The organism is Streptomyces sp. NPDC035033, assembly GCF_040636735.1.
Classification (GTDB): Bacteria; Actinomycetota; Actinomycetes; order Streptomycetales; family Streptomycetaceae; genus Streptomyces.
Genome location: NZ_JBEZUZ010000018.1, coordinates 43,623 through 62,759 on the forward strand (window position 1 = coordinate 43,623; position 19,137 = coordinate 62,759).

Here is a 19,137-nt window from a genome sequence, read left to right on the forward strand (position 1 = left end):
CCAAACCCTGTTCGTCGGTCGCGTTCCGCGCGCGCGTCGGTCACGCCCTTCGCGGCGTCGGGGCCGGTCACCGCCTCCGATTCCGCCTCGCGCTCCAGCACGCTACGTCGATTCCGGGTGTCGCGTCCACGCGGTACGCCCACCTTGTGCAACTTGCAACCTCCGCGCTCCGGGACGGGGAGTGCGGGCGGTGTGACAGAAAGCGCACCCCCGGCGCTGTATGGAGTACGGAGCCGTGCTGCGGCTCCGTGGACGACGACCGGGGCCTCTCCTGTGGGGGGTGGCGGCCCCGGTCGTCTCCCTTTTCCCGGGCCGCGCTCCGCCCGATTTCTCCCATCTTCACGCGATACGACGCATCACTCGAAAGAGTGCGCCCGCGCGACTGTCAACCACCCGTTGACAGTGGAGGGGTGTCAACCTAAGGTTGCCTTATGACGCAGCCCGTGGTTCCGAACGTCAGCATCCGTCTCGACGAACTCATCGAAGCGATCAAGAAGGTCCACCCGAACACGCTGGACCAGCTCTCCGGCGCGGTCATCGCGGCGGACTACCTCGGCGAGGTCGCCGACCACCTCATCGGCCACTTCGTCGACCAGGCCCGCCGCTCCGGCGCCTCCTGGACCGACATCGGCCGCAGCATGGGCGTGACCCGCCAGGCCGCCCAGAAGCGGTTCGTCCCCAAGGACCCCGACGCCGAGAAGATGGACCCGAACGCCGGGTTCAGCCGTTTCACCCCGCGCGCCCGCGGCGTCGTCGTCGCCTCGCAGAACGAGGCGATCGCCGCGCGGAACACGGAGATCGTCCCCGGCCACCTCGCGCTCGGGCTGCTGGCCGAGCCCGAGGGGCTCGCCGTCCTGTGGATCGCCTCCCGGGGCGTCACCGCCGAGCGGCTGCGCGAGGCCGTCACGCCGACGCTGCCGCCGGCCGCCGAGGGGGAGGTGCCGGCGCTCGTCCCGTACGACGCGGCGGCGAAGAAGGTGCTCGAACTGACCTTCCGCGAGGCGCTGCGGCTCGGCCACAACTACGTCGGCACCGAGCACATCCTGCTCGCCCTCCTGGAGCACGAGGACGGCGAGGGCGTGCTGAGCGGCCTCGGCCTGGACAAGGCGACGGCCGAGCGGCAGATCTCCGAACTCGTCGCCTCCGCGACGGTCGAAGCGCCCGCGGCGGCCGAGGCGCGGGAGGCCGAGGCGCGGGAGGGCTGACCCTCAGGCGGTGCGGGCCCGGCGCGAGACGACCGCGCGCAGCACCCGGCCGCCCTCGACGGAGAGCTCGCGGGCCCGGCGCAGTCCGGTCGGGCCCTGGGCGACCGCGTCGAGCACGGCCAGCTGGCGGCGGAGCTCCCCGGCCTGGAGCGGGCCGTCCTCGCCGACGTCGTACAGGCGGTGCACGGCGAGCGCCTGGGCCGAGCACCGCTCGGCCCAGGCGCGCAGGGGCTCCTCGGCCCACTCGGCGGGCATCCCGTCGAGCATCGCGCGCACCAGGGTGACGACCCCGCCGTCCTCGGCGGCCCCGCCACCCGCGCCGTCCAGGTCGACCCGCGCCTTGCCGACCGCCTCGGCCCAGGCGGCGGCGTCCGCGCGGGCGACCGCCGCCCACACCGGGCGCAGCGCCTCGGCACGGTCGGGGACGAGCAGCGGCAGGCACCGGTCCAGACAGGCGAGTCCGGCGGCGGCGAGGCCGCGTCCGTCGGCTCCGCCGATCAGTTCTCCCGGACTCCGACCCGTACTCGACGCCATGGACGCCTCCTCGCCACCCGATGCGGACTCTCTACATCCACTTCTGCGCCGAAGGGCGCTTTCTCGTCACCTGGCGGCCGAAAGCATGCCAGTGGCCTTGGCGTGCTGCATAGAGGTGAGACGCCGGACGAAGAGGATGGCGAGGACGCCGGCGGCGATGGTGAAGAGGTATCCCGCCAGGGACCAGGCCGCGGCGGTGGTCCAGGCGTCCAGCGTCTCGGCCCGGCTGTACATCCGGCTCGCCACCTGGTCCGTCACCGCTCCGGCAACCCAGAAGGCCCACCAGGAGTTGAGCAGGGCCATCTCCCGCGCGCCGTCGGAGGCGTACGGGTCCTGGCGGCTGGCCCGCCAGATGTCCGCGGCGATGGCGCGCGGGATCCACAGGTTGGCGATCGGGATGAACCAGGCGCCGATGGCCCAGCCGGGCGTGCGGCTCTGGATGTCGAGGGCCCAGACGTCGGCGTTCCGCCGGACCCGGTGGAACCAGACGAGGAAGAGGACGATGGTCGCCAGGTAGGCGCCGATGTCGGCGAGCGACAGCGCCACGAGGTTGACGCCCGCGAAGGCGCCCGCCTCGTACGCCTCCTCCGGGTCGGAGAGCGTCCAGAGCTCGACGCCGGCGCCCAGCAGGTCGAGGAAGACGTTGACGCCCAGCAGGGCCGTGACGGCGTGCGCCAGGCCGTTGGGATTGCGCAGCATGAAGGTTCCCCCCAGGAACGTGTGAACGGGATGCCCCTCCCCCAAGGGGCCGGGGCGGAACCTATGCCAGGCGGAACCGCCCCGTCCAGGGAAAATCCCAGCTCAGTCCCGTACCTTCGTCGCCAGCGCGCGGAACTCGGACCAGCTCGGGCCGGGTTCGCGGGGGTCCCACACCTTCTGGGAGAGGGCCGCGAGCGGCAGGCGGATGCCGGCGGCGACCTGGTCCTGGGTCTGGGCGTTCGCGAGGTCGCACCAGACGGCGAACCGGGCGCCGAGGATCTGCGCGTCGTAGCGGGCCGGGACCGGGGTGGTGCCGCGGACGACCAGCGGGGTCCACTGCTCGTAGATGCGGCGGCCGGTCGGGTAGGTGAACTGGTTGGGCTCGCCGAGCACGTAGTAGAGGTACTCGTCGTTCAGGTTCACCAGCCTGCGGCCCTCCCGGAGGTACGGCAGCGGGGGCCTGGCCCCGTACTCCTTGCCCGTCCAGTACTCGACCTCGATGTCCTTCGCCGCGCTCACCACGCCGCCGGCGAAGAAGCCGTCGTTCCACGCCTTGAGGGTCTTGCCGGTGGGGCGGACGGTGGCGGCGCGGTCGTTGAGCCAGTCGGTGGCCAGGTCCTGGACGCGGCCCGAGGGCCCGTACGCCTCCCGCGCCGCCCGCGCGAGCTGCGGGTAGCTGGCCTCGGGGTCCTTCGCCATCAGGGCGACGTACTCGTCGGCGCCCAGGTGCCAGTAGGCGCCGGGGAAGAGCTCCGCGTACTCGCGCAGCAGGTCGTCGACGATCCGGGCGGAGTCCGGGTCGGAGACGTCGACGGCGCCGCGCGGGGTGCGGCCGGTCGCGCTGACCAGCTGGAGGTCCGGGTGGGCGGCGATGACCGCGCCGAGGTGGCCGGGCGAGTCGATCTCGGGGACGACGGTGACGTGCCGGCTCGCGGCGAGCGCGAGGATCCGGCGGACCTCCGCCTTGGTGAGGTGCCGCTCCGAGACGACCTCGGGGTGCGACTCCGACTCGATGCGGAAGCCCTGGTCGTCGGAGAAGTGCAGCCCGAGCTGGTTCAGCTTGAGGTCGCCCATCTCCCGGATGCGGTCCTCCAGCCAGGCGGCCGTGAAGTGCTTGCGGGCGATGTCGACGTTGAGTCCGCGCTGCGGCTTGGCGGGCCGGTCGGCGACGGTGCCCTCGGGCATCGTCCCGGCCGACCTGACGGACTGCTTGAGGGTGCGGGTGCCGTAGAAGACGCCGGCCTCGTCGGGGCCGGTGATCCGGACCCGGCCGTCCTTCACGGTGAGCGCGTACGACTCGGGGGCGCCCTTCCCGCCGAGGGCCAGCTCGACGTCGCCGGGGCCGGCGGCGGCCTCGCCGCGGTAGCGCAGGCCCAGCTCCCGGGCGATCAGCCGGCCCTCGTCGGCGAGGCCCGCGCTGTCCGCGCCGAGGACGACGCCGGCCGTGGCGGCGGGCTTCCAGCCGGGGCCGCGGGCCGGCTCGTGGGAGCGGACGGCGGGGACGGTGCGGGGCGCGCTGGAGAGCGGGTACGTCCGGGTGGGCGTCGGGCTCGGCGTGGGGGTGGGGGACGGCTTCGCGGCGGTGGTCGTGGTCGTGGTCCCGGCCGGGGACGAGGGTCCCGGGCCGGCCGGGGAGCCGTTCGAGCAGGCCGCCACGGCGGTCAGGGCCACCGCGGCCGACAGGAGGGCCGGGCCGCGGGGGGAGGGTCGCGGGGAGCGTCGTGGGGAGTACCGCATCACACGGCATCCTCCCGCACCCCGGAGGCACCGGCCAGTCGACCGGCCTCCGGCCGAACGGAATCTTCACGTCCATCGCACGTTCCCAAACTCTCCCTTCCGGGTGAAATTCGCGCACTCGTCGGACACTTCCCCCGTCCCGTGGATAACGTTGCGTCACGTCCACCCCACTCGTCCCGCCGTCCCGGAGCCCACGCTGACCAGCGACACCCACGCCCCCTGCCGCCGGCCGGGACCGGCGGACGCGCCTGCCATACCCGCCCAGAAGGCCTCCGGCGCCCCGCACGGCCTGTCGGTCCTCAACGCGGCGGCCCCCGCCGAGGCGGTGGAGCTGCTGCTCTCCTGCTGCCACAGCCGCCACTGGGCCGAGCGGATCGCCGCGCACCGGCCCTACCCCACGGTGGACGCCCTGCTGGCCGCCGCCGAGGAGGCCGGGTACGACCTGACCGGCCCCGATCTCGACGAGGCGCTGGCCGCCGAGTCCGCCGCGCCGGCCCGCCCCGACGCCCCGCCGGCCGCCCGGACCGCGCTGAGCGCCGCCCACGCCGCGTACGAGAGCCGTTTCGGCCACGCCTTCGTCATCAGCCTCGACGGGGTGCGGCCGGACGAGCGGCTGGACGCCGTCCTGGCCGGAATCCGGTCACGTCTCGGCAACGAACCGGAGGAGGAACGGGCCGTCGCGGCGGACGAACTGCGCCGGCTGGCCCGCTCCCGGCTCGCCCTCGCGCTCGCCCGAGGGCTCACGTTCCACCGCTCGGACCTGTGATTCTCGCCGGAAAGGGCCGTTTTCGCCCCGGACAGTAGCCCGTCCGTGCCTGTTTGATCACACTGGAGGACCCCGCGCGAGCGAACCGACAAGTCGTCGCTACGATGACCGGGGCCGGTGGACCGTACCCGGCCGGGCCAGACCGACAGAGAAGCCGGCCGGGCCCCGATCCCCGCTCCCGGAGGGTTTTTCCGTGCCGGCTGGAACGCTGTACCGCGGCCGGGAAGGAATGTGGTCCTGGGTGGCTCACCGAGTCACCGGCGTCCTCATCTTCTTCTTCCTGTTCGTACACGTGCTGGACACCGCTCTCGTCCGCGTCTCGCCCGAGGCGTACGACGAGGTCGTCGCGACCTACAAGACGCCGATCGTCGCTCTTCTGGAGTACGGCCTGGTCGCCGCCATCCTCTTCCACGCGCTGAACGGTCTCCGTGTCATCGCCGTGGACTTCTGGTCCAAGGGCCCGCGCTACCAGAAGCAGATGCTCTGGACCGTCGTGGGCATCTGGGTCGTGCTGATGGCGGGCTCGCTGTACCCGATCCTCGGCCACGCCGCACGTGAACTGTTCGGGAGCTGACCTCAGACATGTCCGCTGACACGACTTCCGCGATCGGTCCCGTCGAAGGCGCCGCCTACGACGTGGACAACCCCGCCCCGTACATCGAGGCCCCGCGCAAGCGCACGGGCAAGACCCCGCGCGCGACCCGCGGCAACTTCGAGATGGCCGCGTGGCTCTTCATGCGCCTCTCGGGTGTCGTCCTCGTCGTCCTGGTCCTCGGCCACCTGCTGATCCAGCTCTTCCTGGACGGCGGCGTCTCCAAGATCGGCTTCGCCTTCGTGGCCGGCCGCTGGGCGTCCCCGTTCTGGCAGGTCTGGGACCTGCTGATGCTGTGGCTCGCCATGCTGCACGGCGCCAACGGCCTCCGTACCGTCATCAACGACTACGCGGAGCGCCCCAACACGCGCCTGTGGCTCAAGGGCCTGCTGTACACCGCCACGGTGTTCACCATCCTTCTGGGCACGCTGGTGATCTTCACCTTCGACCCGAACATCCGCTAGGCACGGGGCTGAGGTAATCCACGTCATGAAGATCCACAAGTACGACACCGTCATCGTCGGCGCCGGTGGCGCCGGCATGCGCGCCGCCATCGAGGCGACGAAGCGCAGCCGCACCGCCGTGCTGACGAAGCTCTACCCCACCCGCTCCCACACGGGCGCCGCGCAGGGCGGCATGGCCGCCGCGCTGGCCAACGTGGAGGAGGACAACTGGGAGTGGCACACCTTCGACACGGTCAAGGGCGGTGACTACCTGGTCGACCAGGACGCCGCCGAGATCCTGGCGAAGGAGGCCATCGACGCCGTCCTCGACCTGGAGAAGATGGGTCTGCCGTTCAACCGGACCCCGGACGGCACCATCGACCAGCGCCGCTTCGGCGGCCACTCCCGCAACCACGGCGAGGCCCCGGTCCGCCGGTCCTGCTACGCCGCGGACCGCACCGGCCACATGATCCTCCAGACGCTGTACCAGAACTGCGTCAAGGAGGGCGTGGAGTTCTTCAACGAGTTCTACGTCCTGGACCAGCTGATCACCGAGGTCGACGGCGTCAAGAAGTCCGCCGGCGTGGTCGCGTACGAGCTGGCCACCGGCGAGATCCACATCTTCCAGGCGAAGGCGGTCATCTACGCCTCCGGCGGCACCGGCAAGTTCTTCAAGGTGACGTCGAACGCCCACACCCTGACCGGTGACGGCCAGGCCGCCTGCTACCGCCGCGGCCTGCCCCTGGAGGACATGGAGTTCTTCCAGTTCCACCCGACGGGCATCTGGCGCATGGGCATCCTGCTGACGGAGGGCGCCCGCGGTGAGGGCGGCATCCTCCGCAACAAGGACGGCGAGCGCTTCATGGAGAAGTACGCGCCGGTCATGAAGGACCTCGCCTCCCGCGACGTCGTCTCCCGCTCCATCTACACGGAGATCCGCGAGGGCCGCGGCTGCGGTCCCGAGGGCGACCACGTCTACCTGGACCTGACGCACCTCCCGCCGGAGCAGCTGGACGCCAAGCTCCCGGACATCACCGAGTTCGCCCGTACGTACCTCGGCATCGAGCCGTACACGGACCCGATCCCGATCCAGCCCACCGCGCACTACGCCATGGGCGGCATCCCGACCAACGTCGAGGGTGAGGTCCTGGCGGACAACACCACCGTCGTCCCGGGCCTGTACGCGGCCGGCGAGGTCGCCTGCGTGTCGGTGCACGGCGCCAACCGCCTCGGCACCAACTCGCTGCTCGACATCAACGTCTTCGGGCGCCGCGCGGGCATCGCCGCCGCCGAGTACTCCCACAAGCACGACTTCGTCGAGCTGCCGGAGAACCCGGAGTCCCTGGTCGTCGCGCAGATCGAGAACCTGCGCAACTCCACGGGCAACGAGCGGGTCGCCGACCTGCGCCGTGAGCTCCAGGAGACGATGGACGCCAACGTGATGGTGTTCCGCACGGAGCAGACCATCAAGACGGCCGTCGAGAAGATCGCCGAGCTGCGCGAGCGCTACAAGAACGTGTCCATCCAGGACAAGGGCAAGCGCTTCAACACCGACCTCCTGGAGGCCATCGAGCTGGGCAACCTGCTCGAACTGGCCGAGGTCATGGCCGTCTCGGCCCTGGCGCGCAAGGAGTCCCGCGGCGGTCACTACCGCGAGGACTACCCCAACCGCGACGACGTCAACTTCATGCGCCACACGATGGCGTACCGCGAGGTCGGCGAGGACGGCTCCGAGACCGTGCGTCTCGACTACAAGCCGGTCGTCCAGACCCGCTACCAGCCGATGGAGCGTAAGTACTGATGGCTACCCCCGTTCTGGAGAAGGTGGAGAAGGACTCCGCCGCCTCGCCGTACATCACGGTCACCTTCCGGATCCGCCGCTTCAACCCCGAGGTCTCGGACGCGGTGGTCTGGGAGGACTTCCAGGTCGAGATCGACCCGAAGGAGCGCGTGCTCGACGGTCTCCACAAGATCAAGTGGGACATGGACGGCACGCTCACCTTCCGCCGCTCCTGCGCGCACGGCATCTGCGGGTCCGACGCCATGCGGATCAACGGCAAGAACCGCCTCGCCTGCAAGACGCTGATCAAGGACATCAACCCCGAGAAGCCGATCACCGTCGAGCCCATCAAGGGCCTCACGGTGATGAAGGACCTCGTGGTCGACATGGAGCCCTTCTTCCAGGCGTACCGCGACGTCATGCCCTTCCTCGTCACCAAGGGGAACGAGCCGACCCGCGAGCGCCGGCAGTCCGCCGAGGACCGCGAGCGCTTCGACGACACCACCAAGTGCATCCTGTGCGCCGCGTGCACGTCGTCCTGCCCGGTCTTCTGGAACGACGGCCAGTACTTCGGTCCGGCCGCGATCGTCAACGCGCACCGCTTCATCTTCGACTCGCGCGACGAGGCCGGTGAGCAGCGCCTGGAGATCCTGAACGACAAGGACGGCGTGTGGCGCTGCCGCACCACGTTCAACTGCACGGACGCCTGCCCGCGTGGCATCGAGATCACCAAGGCGATCCAGGAGGTGAAGCGCGCGCTCATCACGCGTCGCTTCTGACCTCCGCCGTACGGAAGGAAGGCCCCGTCTCCCGCTGGGAGGCGGGGCCTTCCCGCGTCCGCGGGTACGGGGGGTGTCAGCCGCCGACCAGGGGGACGAGTCTCAGGAAGACGACCTCGGTCTCCGGGCCGACCGTCAGGGTCTCGTCCGGGTCCTCGACCTGGCGGTCGCCGACCAGGACCAGGAAGCCGTTCCGGGCGAAGGCGTCCAGGGCGCGGGCGAGCGCGGCCCCGTGCTCCTCCGGTCCGGTCTCCCGGGCGATCCGGCGGGCCATCAGCTCGCGGAGCGTCAGGCGCTCCTCGGGGACGGCGAGCGGCGCGGAGGCCGTGCGGGCGCCCAGGGTCGTCTCGTCGACGAAGGTGACTGTTCCCATGGACGCCGAGCGTAGGCGGACCCACTGACAGCGGGTCAGCCGTGCCAGGGCGGGACGGCCGGGTCCTCCTCGGCGGCGAGCATGATCCGGCGGAGGAGGTCGTTGAGGGTGGCGCGCTCGGCGGGGGTGAGGACGCCGAGGAGGCGTTCCTCCTCGTGGCCGAGGACGTCCATGGCGCCGAGCCACGTGGTGCGGCCGGTCTCGGTGAGTTCGACGACGACCCGGCGGCGGTCGGTGGTGGAGGGGGTGCGCCGGACGAGGCCGCGCTTCTCCAGGGCGTCGAGGCGGCCGGTGACCGAGGCGGGGGCCAGGTCGAGGTCCTGGGCCAGTTCGGAGGGGGCGGCGGAGCCGCCGCGGCCGGCCAGCTTGTGCAGGGTGTCGAACTCGTGACGTTCGAGGTCGAAGTCGAGGAGCGACTGCTCGCGGACCCGGCGGAGGTGGACGGAGAGCTTCTTCATCCGGGTGACCGCGCCTTCGACGACGGGGTCGAGCTCGGGCAGGACGGGCTGCCAGCGGGCCACGTGCCCGTCGGTCCAGTCCTGGTCCTGGGGGGCTGCGGGGTCCGGCTGGTTCATGGGGTGATCGTACGTGCGCGGGGGCGACGGGGCCCGGGACCGAATATTTCGTTGCCGAATTATTCGATACCGAAATACCCTGCCCGCATGACCGCCACCGCCACCGCTCCCCCGCCCGTCCCCCACCCCCTGCGCACCCGGTCCTTCCGGCTGCTCTTCGCCGGCCGGGTCCTCTCGCTCACCGGGGACGCCGTCATCCCCGCCGCGCTCGCCCTCGCCGTCCTGGAGGCCACCGGCTCCACCGGCGCGCTCGCGCTGGTCCTCGCCTGCGCGATGGTGCCCAAGCTGCTCCTGCTGCCCGTCGGCGGCGTCCTCGCCGACCGGTTCGACGCCCGCTCCATCGCGCTCGCCATGGACCTCGTCCGGTGCGCCGCCCAGCTCCTCGTCGGCCTCCAGCTCCTCGGCGGCAGCCCCACCCTGTGGCTGATCGCCGCCGCCTCGGCCGCCGGCGGGGCGGCCGGGGCCTTCGCCATGCCGACCGGCTCCCCGCTGGTGAAGGGGGCCGTGGCCGCGGAGGTCCTGGCCCGGGCCAACGCGGCCATGGGGATCGCGTACAGCGCCACGCGCGTGGGCGGACCCGCGCTCGCCGGCGCGCTCGTCCTCACCGTCGGCCCCGGCTGGGCCTTCGTGCTCGACGCCGCCACCTTCGCGGTCAGCGCCGCGCTCCTCGCCGTCCTGCGGATCGACCGGGTGCCGCTCCCCCGCCGGTCCTTCGTCGCCGACCTGCGGGAGGGCTGGCGGGAGGTCAGGTCCCGCGACTGGTACTGGACCAGCCTGGTCGCCCACAGCGCCTGGAACGGCGCCGCCGCCGTCCTGATGACCCTCGGGCCCGCGATCGCCGTCGACCGGCTCGGCGGGGCCGGCGCCTGGGTGCTGCTGCTCCAGGTGGGCGCGGTCGGGCTGCTCGCCGGCTCGCTCGTCGCCGACCGGCTGAAGCCCTCCCGGCCCGTCCTCACCGCCAACCTGGCGCTCGCGAGCTACGCGCTGCCGCTGCTGCTGCTCGCCGCCGGGGCGCCCGCCTGGGCCGTCGTCACCGCGTACGGGCTCGCCCAGGCCGGCCTCGGCTTCCTCACCCCCGTCTGGGACACGGTCGTCCAGCGCGCGGTCCCCGAGGGGGTGCTGGCCCGGGTGGTCTCGTACGACTCGCTCCTCTCCTTCGCCGCGATGCCCGTCGGCTACGCGCTGGCGCCGCTCGCCGCCGACGCGTGGGGCCCGGCCGTCCCGCTGACCGCGGCGGCCGTCCTGGTCGGCGGCTGCTGCCTGGCGACGGCGCTGGTGCCGGGGGTGCGCACCGTGCGCTGAGGCGTTGTCAGTGGCGGGTCCTACCGTGGTCGGCATGGTGGGGATCACGGGCCCGGCGAAGGCCATGGGCGAGGCGGTGGGGCGGGCGACGGCCGAAGGGCCGGGCGCGCTGCGGGCGTTGCTGGACGGACTGGAGGGGGCGGAGCTGCGGGAGGCCGCGCTCGCCCTGCACCTGCGCGCCTGCCGCGGGAAGGGCGGGCAGACGGTGGCGGCCGCGCTCGCCGGGCTGGCCCGCCGGGACCTCGGCTGGTCGGCCGACGAGGCGGACCTCCTGCTGTCCCGGATCCTGGGCGGCGAGGCGGGCGTGGCCCCGCACGAACTCCGCGCGGACTTCACCGCCCTGGTGCCGCTCGCGGTGGCGGCCTGCGAGCAGGCGGGGGACTTCTCGCGGTCCCACGTCCGGACCCTGCGCCGGATCGCCGAGGGCCTGCGCGGCTTCTCCCAGGACGGGTTCAGCCTGCTGCGCGACCGGCTGGACGCCCTGCTCGCGCGCGAGACGCGGGTGGACCCCGGCCTGCTGCCCCGTCACGTCCTGGACGGCTTCGACGAGTACGGCCCGAGGATGCGGGCCGCGCACGCGGAGCCGCTCGCGGGGCCCGGGGTCGCCGCGTTCCTGGCGCACTGCGCGCTGCTCGACAAGCCGCGCGCCACCCGGGTCTGGCGCAGGCGCGCGGCGGAGCTGCTGGCCGGTGCCGAGCGGGGCGCGGAGGTGGTGCGGCTGCTCCTGGAGGGGGTCACCGACCAGGCCGCGCACCGGGTGAACGACCCGGACCCGGTCGGGATGGGGATCCCGACGCTGGCGAGCGCCGCCAACACCTCGCTGGTCCGGGGCCTGTCGTGGGCCGCGCTGGAGGTCCGGGAGGAGTGGGTGGTGCCGCTCCTCGGGGCGGTGGCGCTGCACGCGGGGACGGGGCTCGGCGGGTCCGGGGGGATGTGCCGGAGCCAGCCGATCGCCACGGCGGCCGTCGCCGCGCTCGGCGAGTGCCCGGCCGACCGCGCCGAGGCGGCCGTGGCGGAGCTGGCGCGGCTGCCGAAGCGGGTGGTCAACCGGACGGTGGTCAAGGGGATCGCGCGCGCCACGGAGGCGGTCGCCGCGCGGGCCGGGATGACCGCGTCGATGCTGCGGGAGCGGGCCGTGCCGGCGCTCAAGCTCGACGGGCGCGGGGTCCGCGAGGCGGCGCTGGGGGCGTACGCGGCGGAGCTGGCGGTGCGGGAGCCGGGCACGGCGCTGCTCTCCTTCAGGGGCCCGGAGGGGAGGCTCCTGAAGACCGCGCCGAAGGAGGTGCGGGAGGCGTGCGCCGAGGAGCTGAAGGAGCTCCGGGCGGGGCTGCGGAAGCTGTCGGCGCTGCTCGCGGAGGAGCGGGGCCGGCTCGAAGGGCACCTCGCGGCGGGCACGACCTGGCCGGCGGAGGACTGGCAGCGGTACTACGCGGACCATCCGGTGACGGGGGCCGTGGCCCGGGCGCTGGTGTGGGAGGCCGGGGACGGCTCCGGGGGCTGGACGGCGGGGCTGCCGGAGCGGTCCGGCGGCGGCTGGGCGCTGGCGGGGGCGGACGGCACCGCGCGGCCGGTCGGGGCGGGCGACCGGCTGCGGCTGTGGCACCCGCTGCGGGCCGGGGACGAGGAGGTCGCCGAGTGGCGGGCGGCGCTGCTCGACCGGGAGGAGCGGCAGCCGTTCAAGCAGGTGTTCCGGGAGGTGTACCCGCTGACGCCGGCCGAGCGGGAGACCGCCTCGTACTCGAACCGCTTCGCGGGGCACGTGCTGCGGTACGGGCAGGCGCGGGCGCTGATGACGGGCCGGGGCTGGGCGGGGAACCACCTGGGGCACTTCTCCGACGGGTACTCCTCCGAGATGGTGAAGGAGCTGCCCGCACCGGGCGAGCTGCCGGCGGCGGAGGGGACGCGGTGGCGGGCCCGGTTCTTCGTGGACCTGGCCGACGAGGGGGGCGCCTCCGGTGACGGGGCCGCCGTGCTCTGCGCGACCGACCAGGTGCGGTTCGAGCGGCGGGCGGCCGCGGCGGGGCCGCGCGGGCCGTGGGAGCAGGCGCCGCTGGAGGAGGTTCCGGCGCTGGTGCTGTCGGAGGCGCTGCGGGACGTGGACCTGTTCGTGGGGGTGGCGTCGGTCGGGGCCGACCCGGACTGGCGGGACCGGGGCGAGGACCGGGCCTACGGCGACTACTGGATGCGCTGGGGCTTCGGCGAGCTGGGCGAGGGGGCGCGGGTGCGGCGGGAGACGCTGGCCCGGCTGCTGCCGCGGACCCGGATCGCGGACCGGGTGGAGCTGACGGACCGGTTCCTGCGGGTGCGGGGGGAGCTGGGCGCGTACCGGATCCACCTGGGCTCGGGGAACGTGCTGAGGGAGCCCTCGGACGCGTACCTGTGCGTGGTGGTGGACCGGAGCCGGGAGGCCGGGCGGGCGGCGGGGAAGGTCTTCCTGCCGTTCGAGGAGGACGGCGGGATGCTGTCGGTGATCCTGTCGAAGGCGTTCCTGCTGGCCGCCGACGACCGGATCACCGACCCGACGATCACCGCCCAGCTGCGGCGGGGGCGCTGAGCCCGGACAGGAAGCCCGTCAGCAGGTCCAGGGTCTCCTCGGGGCGCTCCAGGGCCGGCAGGTGACCGGCCCAGTCGAGCTCGACGCGGCGGGCGGCCGGGAGGAGGGCGGCGGTCTTCTCGCCGATGGCGCGGAAGTCGGGGACGTCGTGGGCGCCGGTGACGACGAGGGCGGGCACGCCGATCGTCCTCAGGTCGTCCTCGGTGACGCCGGTGGGGAGGGGGCCGTGCTCCTCGGGGGCGGCGAGCTGGAGCTCGAAGGCGCGGCGCTGCATGGCGTGGACGAGGGCGCGGGCCCCGGCGCCGGCGTCGGGGCCGAGCCACAGGCCGACGTTGAGGGCGGTGGCGGCCTCGACGTCACCGGCTTCGAGGAGGGCGTCCTCCTGCCCGAAGAAGGCGCGCAGTTCGGGTCCGGCCCGGTGCTCGACGGGGGCGGCGGCGCACAGCAGGGCGAGCGCGGCCGTCCGGCCGGGGTGGCGGACGGCGAACTCCAGGGCGACCTCGCCGCCGAAGGAGGAGCCGACGAGCACGACCCGCTCGACGCCGAGCCGGTCGAGGAGGTCCCGGACGTCGTCGGCGTGGACGTGCGGGGCGTCGACGGGAGTCTCGCCGAAGCCGCGGAGGTCGCAGCGGACGACGTGGTGGCCCGCCTCGGCGAGGCCCTGGAACTGCCCGTCCCACATCCGGCGGTCGCAGACCCCGGAGTGCAGCAGGACGACGGTCAGCGGGCCGGTTCCGGCGGTGTCATGGGAGAGCGTCACCCGCGTGACTCTAGACGCCCCCGACAGGGCGGGCCACACCTTTCCCCGCGGACTTGAACGCGTTCAAGAGGAGGTCTACAGTCATGCCCGCCAGCATTTGAACGCGTTCAAGGGAGCGTGGGGCATGGACCTCACTGTCGTCGCGTACATCGCCTACCTGCTGATCAGCGTGGCCCTCACCATCTGGGTCGCCCGCACCCTCAGCCGCAACGGCAGGATCTTCCTCGCCGACGTGCTGCACGGGAACGAGAAGCTCGCGGACGCCGTCAACCACCTCCTGGTGGTCGGCTTCTACCTCGTCAACTTCGGTTTCGTCGCCCTCTACCTGCGCCAGGACGAGACCGTCCTCGACGCCCGGGAGCTCTTCGAGGCCCTCTCCGTCAAGCTCGGCGTCGTCCTGCTCGTCCTCGGCGTGATGCACCTCGGCAACGTCTACGTCCTCAACAAGATCCGCCGCCGCGGCGCCATGGAGCGCGAACAGGTCCCGCCCGTCGCCCCGCAGGGCTGGACCACCGCCCCCAAGGACGGCCCGTGGGCCCCGCCCGCGCCGCAGGTCTGACCCGGCCATGACGACCCCCGCCGCCACCGCCGCCGCCCCGGCCGCCGGCACGCCCGAGGCCGCCCGCCGGGGCACCCCCGTCGGACGCCTGACCGTGCTGTACGACGCCGACTGCCCGCTCTGCGTGCACCTGCGGCACTGGCTGCTGCGCCAGCGGCAGCTGGTCCCGCTCGACCTCGTCCCGGCCGGCTCGCAGCGGGCCCGGCAGCTCTTCCCGGACCTCGACCACGCCGCCACCCTGCGGGAGATCACCGTGGTCGGGGACCGGGGCCAGGTCTACCGGGCCTCCGCCGCCTGGATCGTCTGCCTCTGGGCGCTGGCCGAGCACCGGCCCAGGGCCCACTGGCTCGCCACCCCCGCCGGACAGCCCTTCGCCCGCGCCGCCGTCCTCGCCGCCGCGAAGTGGCGCGAGGCGCTGAGGAGTTCCCCCGCCGGGGACGGGACCTGCGCGGACGGGCACTGCGGGGTGCCCGGTCCGCCCGACTAGGCTCGGCCCCGTGAAGGACGCGAAGAAGGAAGAGAAGAAGGCCCCGGGCGCCCCGAAGACGCCGGACGCTCCGAAGGCCGCGGACGCCCCGAAGGCCCCGAAGAGCGAGCAGACCCGGACGCTCATCCTGGAGACCGCGCTGCGGCTCTTCCGGGAGCGGGGCTACGACAGGACCACGATGCGGGCGATCGCCCAGGAGGCCGGGGTCTCGGTCGGGAACGCCTACTACTACTTCGCGTCCAAGGAGCACCTGGTCCAGGGCTTCTACGACCGGATCGCCGAGGAGCACCAGGCGGCGGTCGAGCCGGTCCTGACCGGCGGCGAGAAGGAGCTGGTCGCCCGGATCCGGGGCGTCCTGCTCGCCTGGCTCGACATCGCGGAGCCGTACCACGAGTTCGCCGCCCAGTTCTTCAAGAACGCCGCCGACCCCGACAGCCCGCTCTCGCCCTTCTCGCCCGAGTCGGAGGGACCGCGCGAGGCGGCCATCGAGGTCCACCGGCGGGTGATCTCCGGCGCCTCCGTGAAGGTCGACCCCGAGCTCTCCGAGGCGCTGCCGCAGCTGCTGTGGCTCCAGCAGATGGGGCTCGTGCTGTTCTGGGTGTACGACCGCTCGGAGGGCGCCGCCAACAGCCGGCGCCTGGTGGAGCGGCTCGCGCCGGTGACCGCGCGGGCCATCTCGCTCTCCCGCTTCCGGATCCTGCGCCCGCTGGTCAAGGAGACCCACGAGCTCCTCGCCGACTTCATGCCGACGGCGGCCGGAATGGCGGCCTCGGGACGGCCCCGCAGGACCGCCCCGTCGAAGGGCTCACCGGGGCCCTCGGCGAACTAGATCCAGGTGAGTTCCCACAGCCGCCAGATGCCGGTGCCGTCGGAGAGGTTCTGCGAGCCGCCGACGGCCTCGGTGGCGAGGACGTAGTCCTTCTTCTGCCAGATCGGGATCAGCGGGACGTCCTCGGCGACCTCGTCCTGGATCGCCTTGAAGTCACGGGTGGTCCGGGAGCGGTCGCTGTACTGCTGGGTGTCGGCGATCAGCTTGTCGACGGTCTTGCTGGAGTAGCCGTTGTCGAGGGTGTTGCCGGTGCCGACGAGCGGGGCGGTGAAGCTGTCCGAGTCGGGGAAGTCGGGGAGCCAGCCGACGGTGTAGGCGTCGTACGCGCCGCTGGTGTAGCCCTTCTGGAAGGCCTGCCAGTCGGCCTCCACCACCTTCACCTTGAAGAGGCCGGTCTCCTCCAGCTGCTTCTTGATCTCGGCGGTCTCGGCCCTGTACGTGGCGTCCTGGCGGTAGCCGAAGGTGAACTCGACCGGCGTCCGCACGCCGGCGTCCTTCAGCAGCTTCTCCGCCTTCTTCGCGTCGGGCTCCGGGTAGCGGTCGTAGAAGGCCGTGCCGTGGCCGACGAAGCCCTGCGGGATCAGCGAGTACAGCGGCTCGACCGTGCCCTTGTAGGCGCCGGTGGTGATGGCCGGCCGGTCGAGGACGGCCGCGACCGCCCGGCGCACCGCCTTCTCCCCCATCGGCGAATCGGGCCGGGTGTTGAAGTTGATGTTGCGGATCTCGGCGCTCTCCGCCTCGGTGAGCCGGGTGCCGTCGTCGGTTTCGAGGTTCTCCACGAAGGCCGGCGGGAGCTGCCGGTGCGTCACCTGGACCGCGCCGGACTTCCAGGCGTTCGCCAGGTCCTCGGACTGCTTGAAGTACTTCACGAGGACCGGGCGGCCGGTGTTCGGCAGCGCGCCCCGGTACTTCGGGTTGGGCTCCAGGAGGGCGCTCTCGCCGGGCTTGTACTCCTTGAGGAGGTACGGGCCGGTGCCGTCGACGGTGTTGTCCTGGCGGAGGGCGTCGGCCGGGTAGCGCTCGCGGTCGACGATCGAGCCGGCGCCGGTGGCCAGCTTCAGCGGGAAGGTGGCGTCCCGGCCGCTGAGGTTGAAGGTGACGGTGCGGCCGTTCGCCGACACGTCCTTCAGGGTGGGGAAGAGCGGGGCGGGACCGACGTCCGCCTTGATCTTCAGCATGCGGTCGAAGGAGTACTTGACGTCCTCGGCCGTCACCTTGCGCCCGCTGGAGAAGGCGAGGTCGTCGCGGAGCGTGCACTGGTACGCGGTGAGCCGGGAGTTCACGAACTTGCAGCTCTCGGCGGCGTCCGGGGTCGGGGAGGTGAAGCCCGGCTTGAAGGTCAGCAGCGACTGGAAGACGTTGCTGTAGATGGCCCAGGAGCCGGCGTCGTAGGCGCCGGCCGGGTCGAGCGAGGTGATCTCGTCGGTGGTGCCGACGGGGATCGGGTCGGAACGGACCTCGTCGGAGGGCAGGAGTTGCCAGCCCCCCACCCCCGCGGCCACCAGTACTCCACAAGTGATGAGGATCCGGAGTCGGACCGTCGACCGCATTGCCGTGCTTCCTTTTTGTCGTGCAAGTACCCCAAGAGCGACGGCCCCCGAAATCGCCGCGACGGCGTCAGCCAACCACACGGCTTTCACATGGGGAAGAGGAAATCTTCACACGGCGTGCATATGTCCGGGAAATGCGAATTTAAGTCGATGAGCAGCACGTATCGACCTCGGCGCAGCGAGTGACAGTCCCCGATTAGGCCTGTTTCGAGGCGAGTTGGACGAGGGTGATGTCAGAGGGCGCGCCGACCCGGACCGGGGGTCCCCAGGCGCCCGCGCCCCGGGAGACGTACAGCTGGGTGTCGCCGTACCGCTCCAGTCCGGCGACGGTCGGGTTGGCGAGGTCGGCGAGGAGGTTGCCGGGCCAGAGCTGGCCGCCGTGGGTGTGGCCGGAGAGCTGGAGGTCGACGCCGTGGGCGACGGCGTCGTCGATGACGACCGGCTGGTGGGCGAGGAGGACGGCGGCGCGGGACCGGTCGCGGTCGCCGAGCGCGCGGCCGAAGTCGGGCCCCTGCCCCTCCCTCTCCCCGGCCACGTCGTCCACGCCGGCGAGGTCGAAGCCGGCGGCGATCTCCAGGCGCTCGTTGCGCAGCGGGCGCATCCCGAGCTCGCGGACGTGGTCGACCCAGGCGTCGGCGCCGGAGAAGTACTCGTGGTTGCCGGTGACGAAGAAGGAGCCGTGCCGGGCGCGCAGCCCCGCGAGGGGTTCGGCGGCGGGCCCGAGGTCCTCCACGCTGCCGTCGACGAGGTCGCCGACGACGGCGATCAGGTCGGGCTGGGTGGCGTTGATCGCGTCGACGATCCGCTGCGAGTGGGCGCGGCCGAGGATCGGCCCCAGGTGGATGTCGGAGACGACGGCGATCCGGTAACCGTGGGCGGCCCGGGGCAGCTTGGCGAGCGGCACGGTGATCCGCTTCACCTTCGGCCCGCGCAGCACGCCGTACGCCCCGTTCGCGACCGTCCCCACCGCGACGGCCGCCGCGGCCCCGCCGACGACCCGCGAGACGAACAGCCGCCGCGAGACCCCGGCGGCGTCCGCCTTCGCCCCGGACGCGGCCCCGGCCCCCGCCCCGGCCTCCGGCGCGGGCTCCGGCGCGGGCGCGGGCTCCGGCTCCGGCATCCGCTCCGGTACGGGAACGGGCGCGGGCGCCGGTACGGCCACCGGCGCGGCGACGGGAGCGGCGGCCGCCCGCCGCGTGAGCCACCGCAGCAGCAGCGGCCGCACGGCCTCGCCCACGGCGAGCGCGAGCACCACGTACAGCAGCAGCGCCAGCCACAGGAACCCCGGCCAGGCCACCGCCTGCTGGAGCGCGAACGGCACCCCGGCCCGCCCGGAGGCCAGCGCGGCGACCGAGAGCAGCGGCAGCACGATCACCGCGACCGTGCCGAGGCGCCGCCCCGGGCCGCCGGGCGCGGTGACGTCCCGGACCAGGCGGCGCCACACGTACCAGTGGACCGCGCCCAACAGCGCGAGCACCACGACCAGGAAGGGCAGGAAGGCCATCACGCCCGGAACCTCTCTCGTATCGGCAGGAGGAACGACGGGAGGCACGCGCAGAGCCCCGGCCGCCGGACCAGGAGGAACGGGACGGATACTGGCAGAGTCGACCCGC

General features: G+C 73.0%; 19 protein-coding genes. 11 read left to right on the top strand and 8 right to left on the bottom strand.

All coding sequences use genetic code 11. The features are described 5' to 3' along the window. Positions 1 to 431 precede the first annotated feature (431 nt). The gene (locus AB0E83_RS10710) at positions 432 to 1,205 is read left to right on the top strand and encodes a Clp protease N-terminal domain-containing protein (RefSeq protein WP_362108785.1); all 774 of its coding nucleotides are present in this window, start codon (positions 432 to 434) and stop codon (positions 1,203 to 1,205) included. A gap of 3 nt (positions 1,206 to 1,208) precedes the next feature. On the opposite strand, the gene AB0E83_RS10715 is transcribed toward AB0E83_RS10710, so the two are convergent. The 3 genes from AB0E83_RS10715 to AB0E83_RS10725 all read right to left on the bottom strand — a co-directional run bounded on the left by AB0E83_RS10715 (position 1,209) and on the right by AB0E83_RS10725 (position 4,175). Beyond that, positions 1,209 to 1,739 carry a hypothetical protein gene (locus tag AB0E83_RS10715; protein WP_362108787.1) on the bottom strand — a complete coding sequence of 177 codons (531 nt, stop codon included), beginning with the start codon at positions 1,737 to 1,739 and terminating at the stop codon, positions 1,209 to 1,211. Between the two features lie 66 nt (positions 1,740 to 1,805). Further along, the gene (locus AB0E83_RS10720; RefSeq protein ID WP_362108789.1) at positions 1,806 to 2,438 is read right to left on the bottom strand and encodes a DUF4328 domain-containing protein; all 633 of its coding nucleotides are present in this window, start codon (positions 2,436 to 2,438) and stop codon (positions 1,806 to 1,808) included. Between the two features lie 102 nt (positions 2,439 to 2,540). After that, the gene (locus AB0E83_RS10725; protein ID WP_362108791.1) at positions 2,541 to 4,175 is read right to left on the bottom strand and encodes a glycoside hydrolase family 20 protein; all 1,635 of its coding nucleotides are present in this window, start codon (positions 4,173 to 4,175) and stop codon (positions 2,541 to 2,543) included. 289 nt (positions 4,176 to 4,464) lie between these two features. Here AB0E83_RS10725 and AB0E83_RS10730 point away from each other — a divergent pair, with 289 nt between their 5' ends. The 5 genes from AB0E83_RS10730 (at position 4,465) to AB0E83_RS10750 (ending at position 8,535) form a co-directional block, all read left to right on the top strand. Beyond that, entirely contained in the window at positions 4,465 to 4,941 is a 477-nt protein-coding gene (locus AB0E83_RS10730; protein ID WP_362108876.1) for a 2-oxo-4-hydroxy-4-carboxy-5-ureidoimidazoline decarboxylase, read from the top strand. Positions 4,942 to 5,134: 193 nt separating this feature from the next. Continuing rightward, on the top strand, positions 5,135 to 5,515 hold the full coding sequence (gene sdhC, locus AB0E83_RS10735; protein ID WP_073809812.1) for a succinate dehydrogenase, cytochrome b556 subunit: 381 nt from the start codon (positions 5,135 to 5,137) through the stop codon (positions 5,513 to 5,515). Between the two features lie 8 nt (positions 5,516 to 5,523). Then, positions 5,524 to 5,997, top strand: coding sequence for a succinate dehydrogenase hydrophobic membrane anchor subunit (locus AB0E83_RS10740; RefSeq protein WP_351099620.1), 474 nt, complete (start codon positions 5,524 to 5,526; stop codon positions 5,995 to 5,997). 25 nt (positions 5,998 to 6,022) lie between these two features. Then, positions 6,023 to 7,777, top strand: coding sequence for a succinate dehydrogenase flavoprotein subunit (sdhA, locus tag AB0E83_RS10745; RefSeq protein WP_362108794.1), 1,755 nt, complete (start codon positions 6,023 to 6,025; stop codon positions 7,775 to 7,777). Further along, positions 7,777 to 8,535 carry a succinate dehydrogenase iron-sulfur subunit gene (locus AB0E83_RS10750; protein WP_362108796.1) on the top strand — a complete coding sequence of 253 codons (759 nt, stop codon included), beginning with the start codon at positions 7,777 to 7,779 and terminating at the stop codon, positions 8,533 to 8,535. The genes sdhA and AB0E83_RS10750 overlap by 1 nt, the downstream gene beginning before the upstream one ends. 76 nt (positions 8,536 to 8,611) lie before the next feature. On the opposite strand, the gene AB0E83_RS10755 is transcribed toward AB0E83_RS10750, so the two are convergent. Further along, complete coding sequence (locus AB0E83_RS10755) at positions 8,612 to 8,908, bottom strand: hypothetical protein (RefSeq protein WP_362108797.1); 297 nt, start codon at positions 8,906 to 8,908, stop codon at positions 8,612 to 8,614. 35 nt (positions 8,909 to 8,943) lie between these two features. Beyond that, positions 8,944 to 9,483 carry a MarR family transcriptional regulator gene (locus AB0E83_RS10760; protein ID WP_362108799.1) on the bottom strand — a complete coding sequence of 180 codons (540 nt, stop codon included), beginning with the start codon at positions 9,481 to 9,483 and terminating at the stop codon, positions 8,944 to 8,946. An 87-nt stretch (positions 9,484 to 9,570) separates the two neighbouring features. Between AB0E83_RS10760 and AB0E83_RS10765 the strand changes: the two genes are divergently transcribed. Both AB0E83_RS10765 and AB0E83_RS10770 read left to right on the top strand, forming a co-directional pair. Beyond that, the gene (locus tag AB0E83_RS10765; protein WP_362108801.1) at positions 9,571 to 10,785 is read left to right on the top strand and encodes an MFS transporter; all 1,215 of its coding nucleotides are present in this window, start codon (positions 9,571 to 9,573) and stop codon (positions 10,783 to 10,785) included. 34 nt (positions 10,786 to 10,819) lie between these two features. After that, a complete protein-coding gene (locus AB0E83_RS10770) occupies positions 10,820 to 13,339 on the top strand; it encodes a DUF4132 domain-containing protein (RefSeq protein WP_362108803.1) in 2,520 nt (839 codons plus the stop codon). On the opposite strand, the gene AB0E83_RS10775 is transcribed toward AB0E83_RS10770, so the two are convergent. After that, positions 13,311 to 14,099, bottom strand: a complete 789-nt coding sequence (locus AB0E83_RS10775; protein WP_362108805.1) for an alpha/beta hydrolase — start codon at positions 14,097 to 14,099, stop codon at positions 13,311 to 13,313. The genes AB0E83_RS10770 and AB0E83_RS10775 overlap by 29 nt on opposite strands. Before the next feature lie 124 nt (positions 14,100 to 14,223). On the opposite strand from AB0E83_RS10775, the gene AB0E83_RS10780 reads away from it, so the two are divergent. From AB0E83_RS10780 to AB0E83_RS10790, 3 genes are read left to right on the top strand one after another with little or no spacing between them, the layout of a single operon-like run. Next, positions 14,224 to 14,658, top strand: a complete 435-nt coding sequence (locus tag AB0E83_RS10780) for a hypothetical protein (RefSeq protein WP_362108807.1) — start codon at positions 14,224 to 14,226, stop codon at positions 14,656 to 14,658. A gap of 7 nt (positions 14,659 to 14,665) precedes the next feature. Further along, positions 14,666 to 15,145, top strand: coding sequence for a DCC1-like thiol-disulfide oxidoreductase family protein (locus AB0E83_RS10785; protein ID WP_362108809.1), 480 nt, complete (start codon positions 14,666 to 14,668; stop codon positions 15,143 to 15,145). 10 nt (positions 15,146 to 15,155) lie between these two features. Continuing rightward, positions 15,156 to 15,974, top strand: a complete 819-nt coding sequence (locus AB0E83_RS10790; protein ID WP_362108811.1) for a TetR family transcriptional regulator — start codon at positions 15,156 to 15,158, stop codon at positions 15,972 to 15,974. On the opposite strand, the gene AB0E83_RS10795 is transcribed toward AB0E83_RS10790, so the two are convergent. Further along, entirely contained in the window at positions 15,971 to 17,524 is a 1,554-nt protein-coding gene (locus AB0E83_RS10795; RefSeq protein WP_362108813.1) for an ABC transporter substrate-binding protein, read from the bottom strand. The two genes, AB0E83_RS10790 and AB0E83_RS10795, sit on opposite strands and share 4 nt — an antisense overlap. 196 nt (positions 17,525 to 17,720) lie before the next feature. Beyond that, positions 17,721 to 19,028 carry a metallophosphoesterase gene (locus AB0E83_RS10800; protein ID WP_362108815.1) on the bottom strand — a complete coding sequence of 436 codons (1,308 nt, stop codon included), beginning with the start codon at positions 19,026 to 19,028 and terminating at the stop codon, positions 17,721 to 17,723. Positions 19,029 to 19,137: the final 109 nt, after the last annotated feature.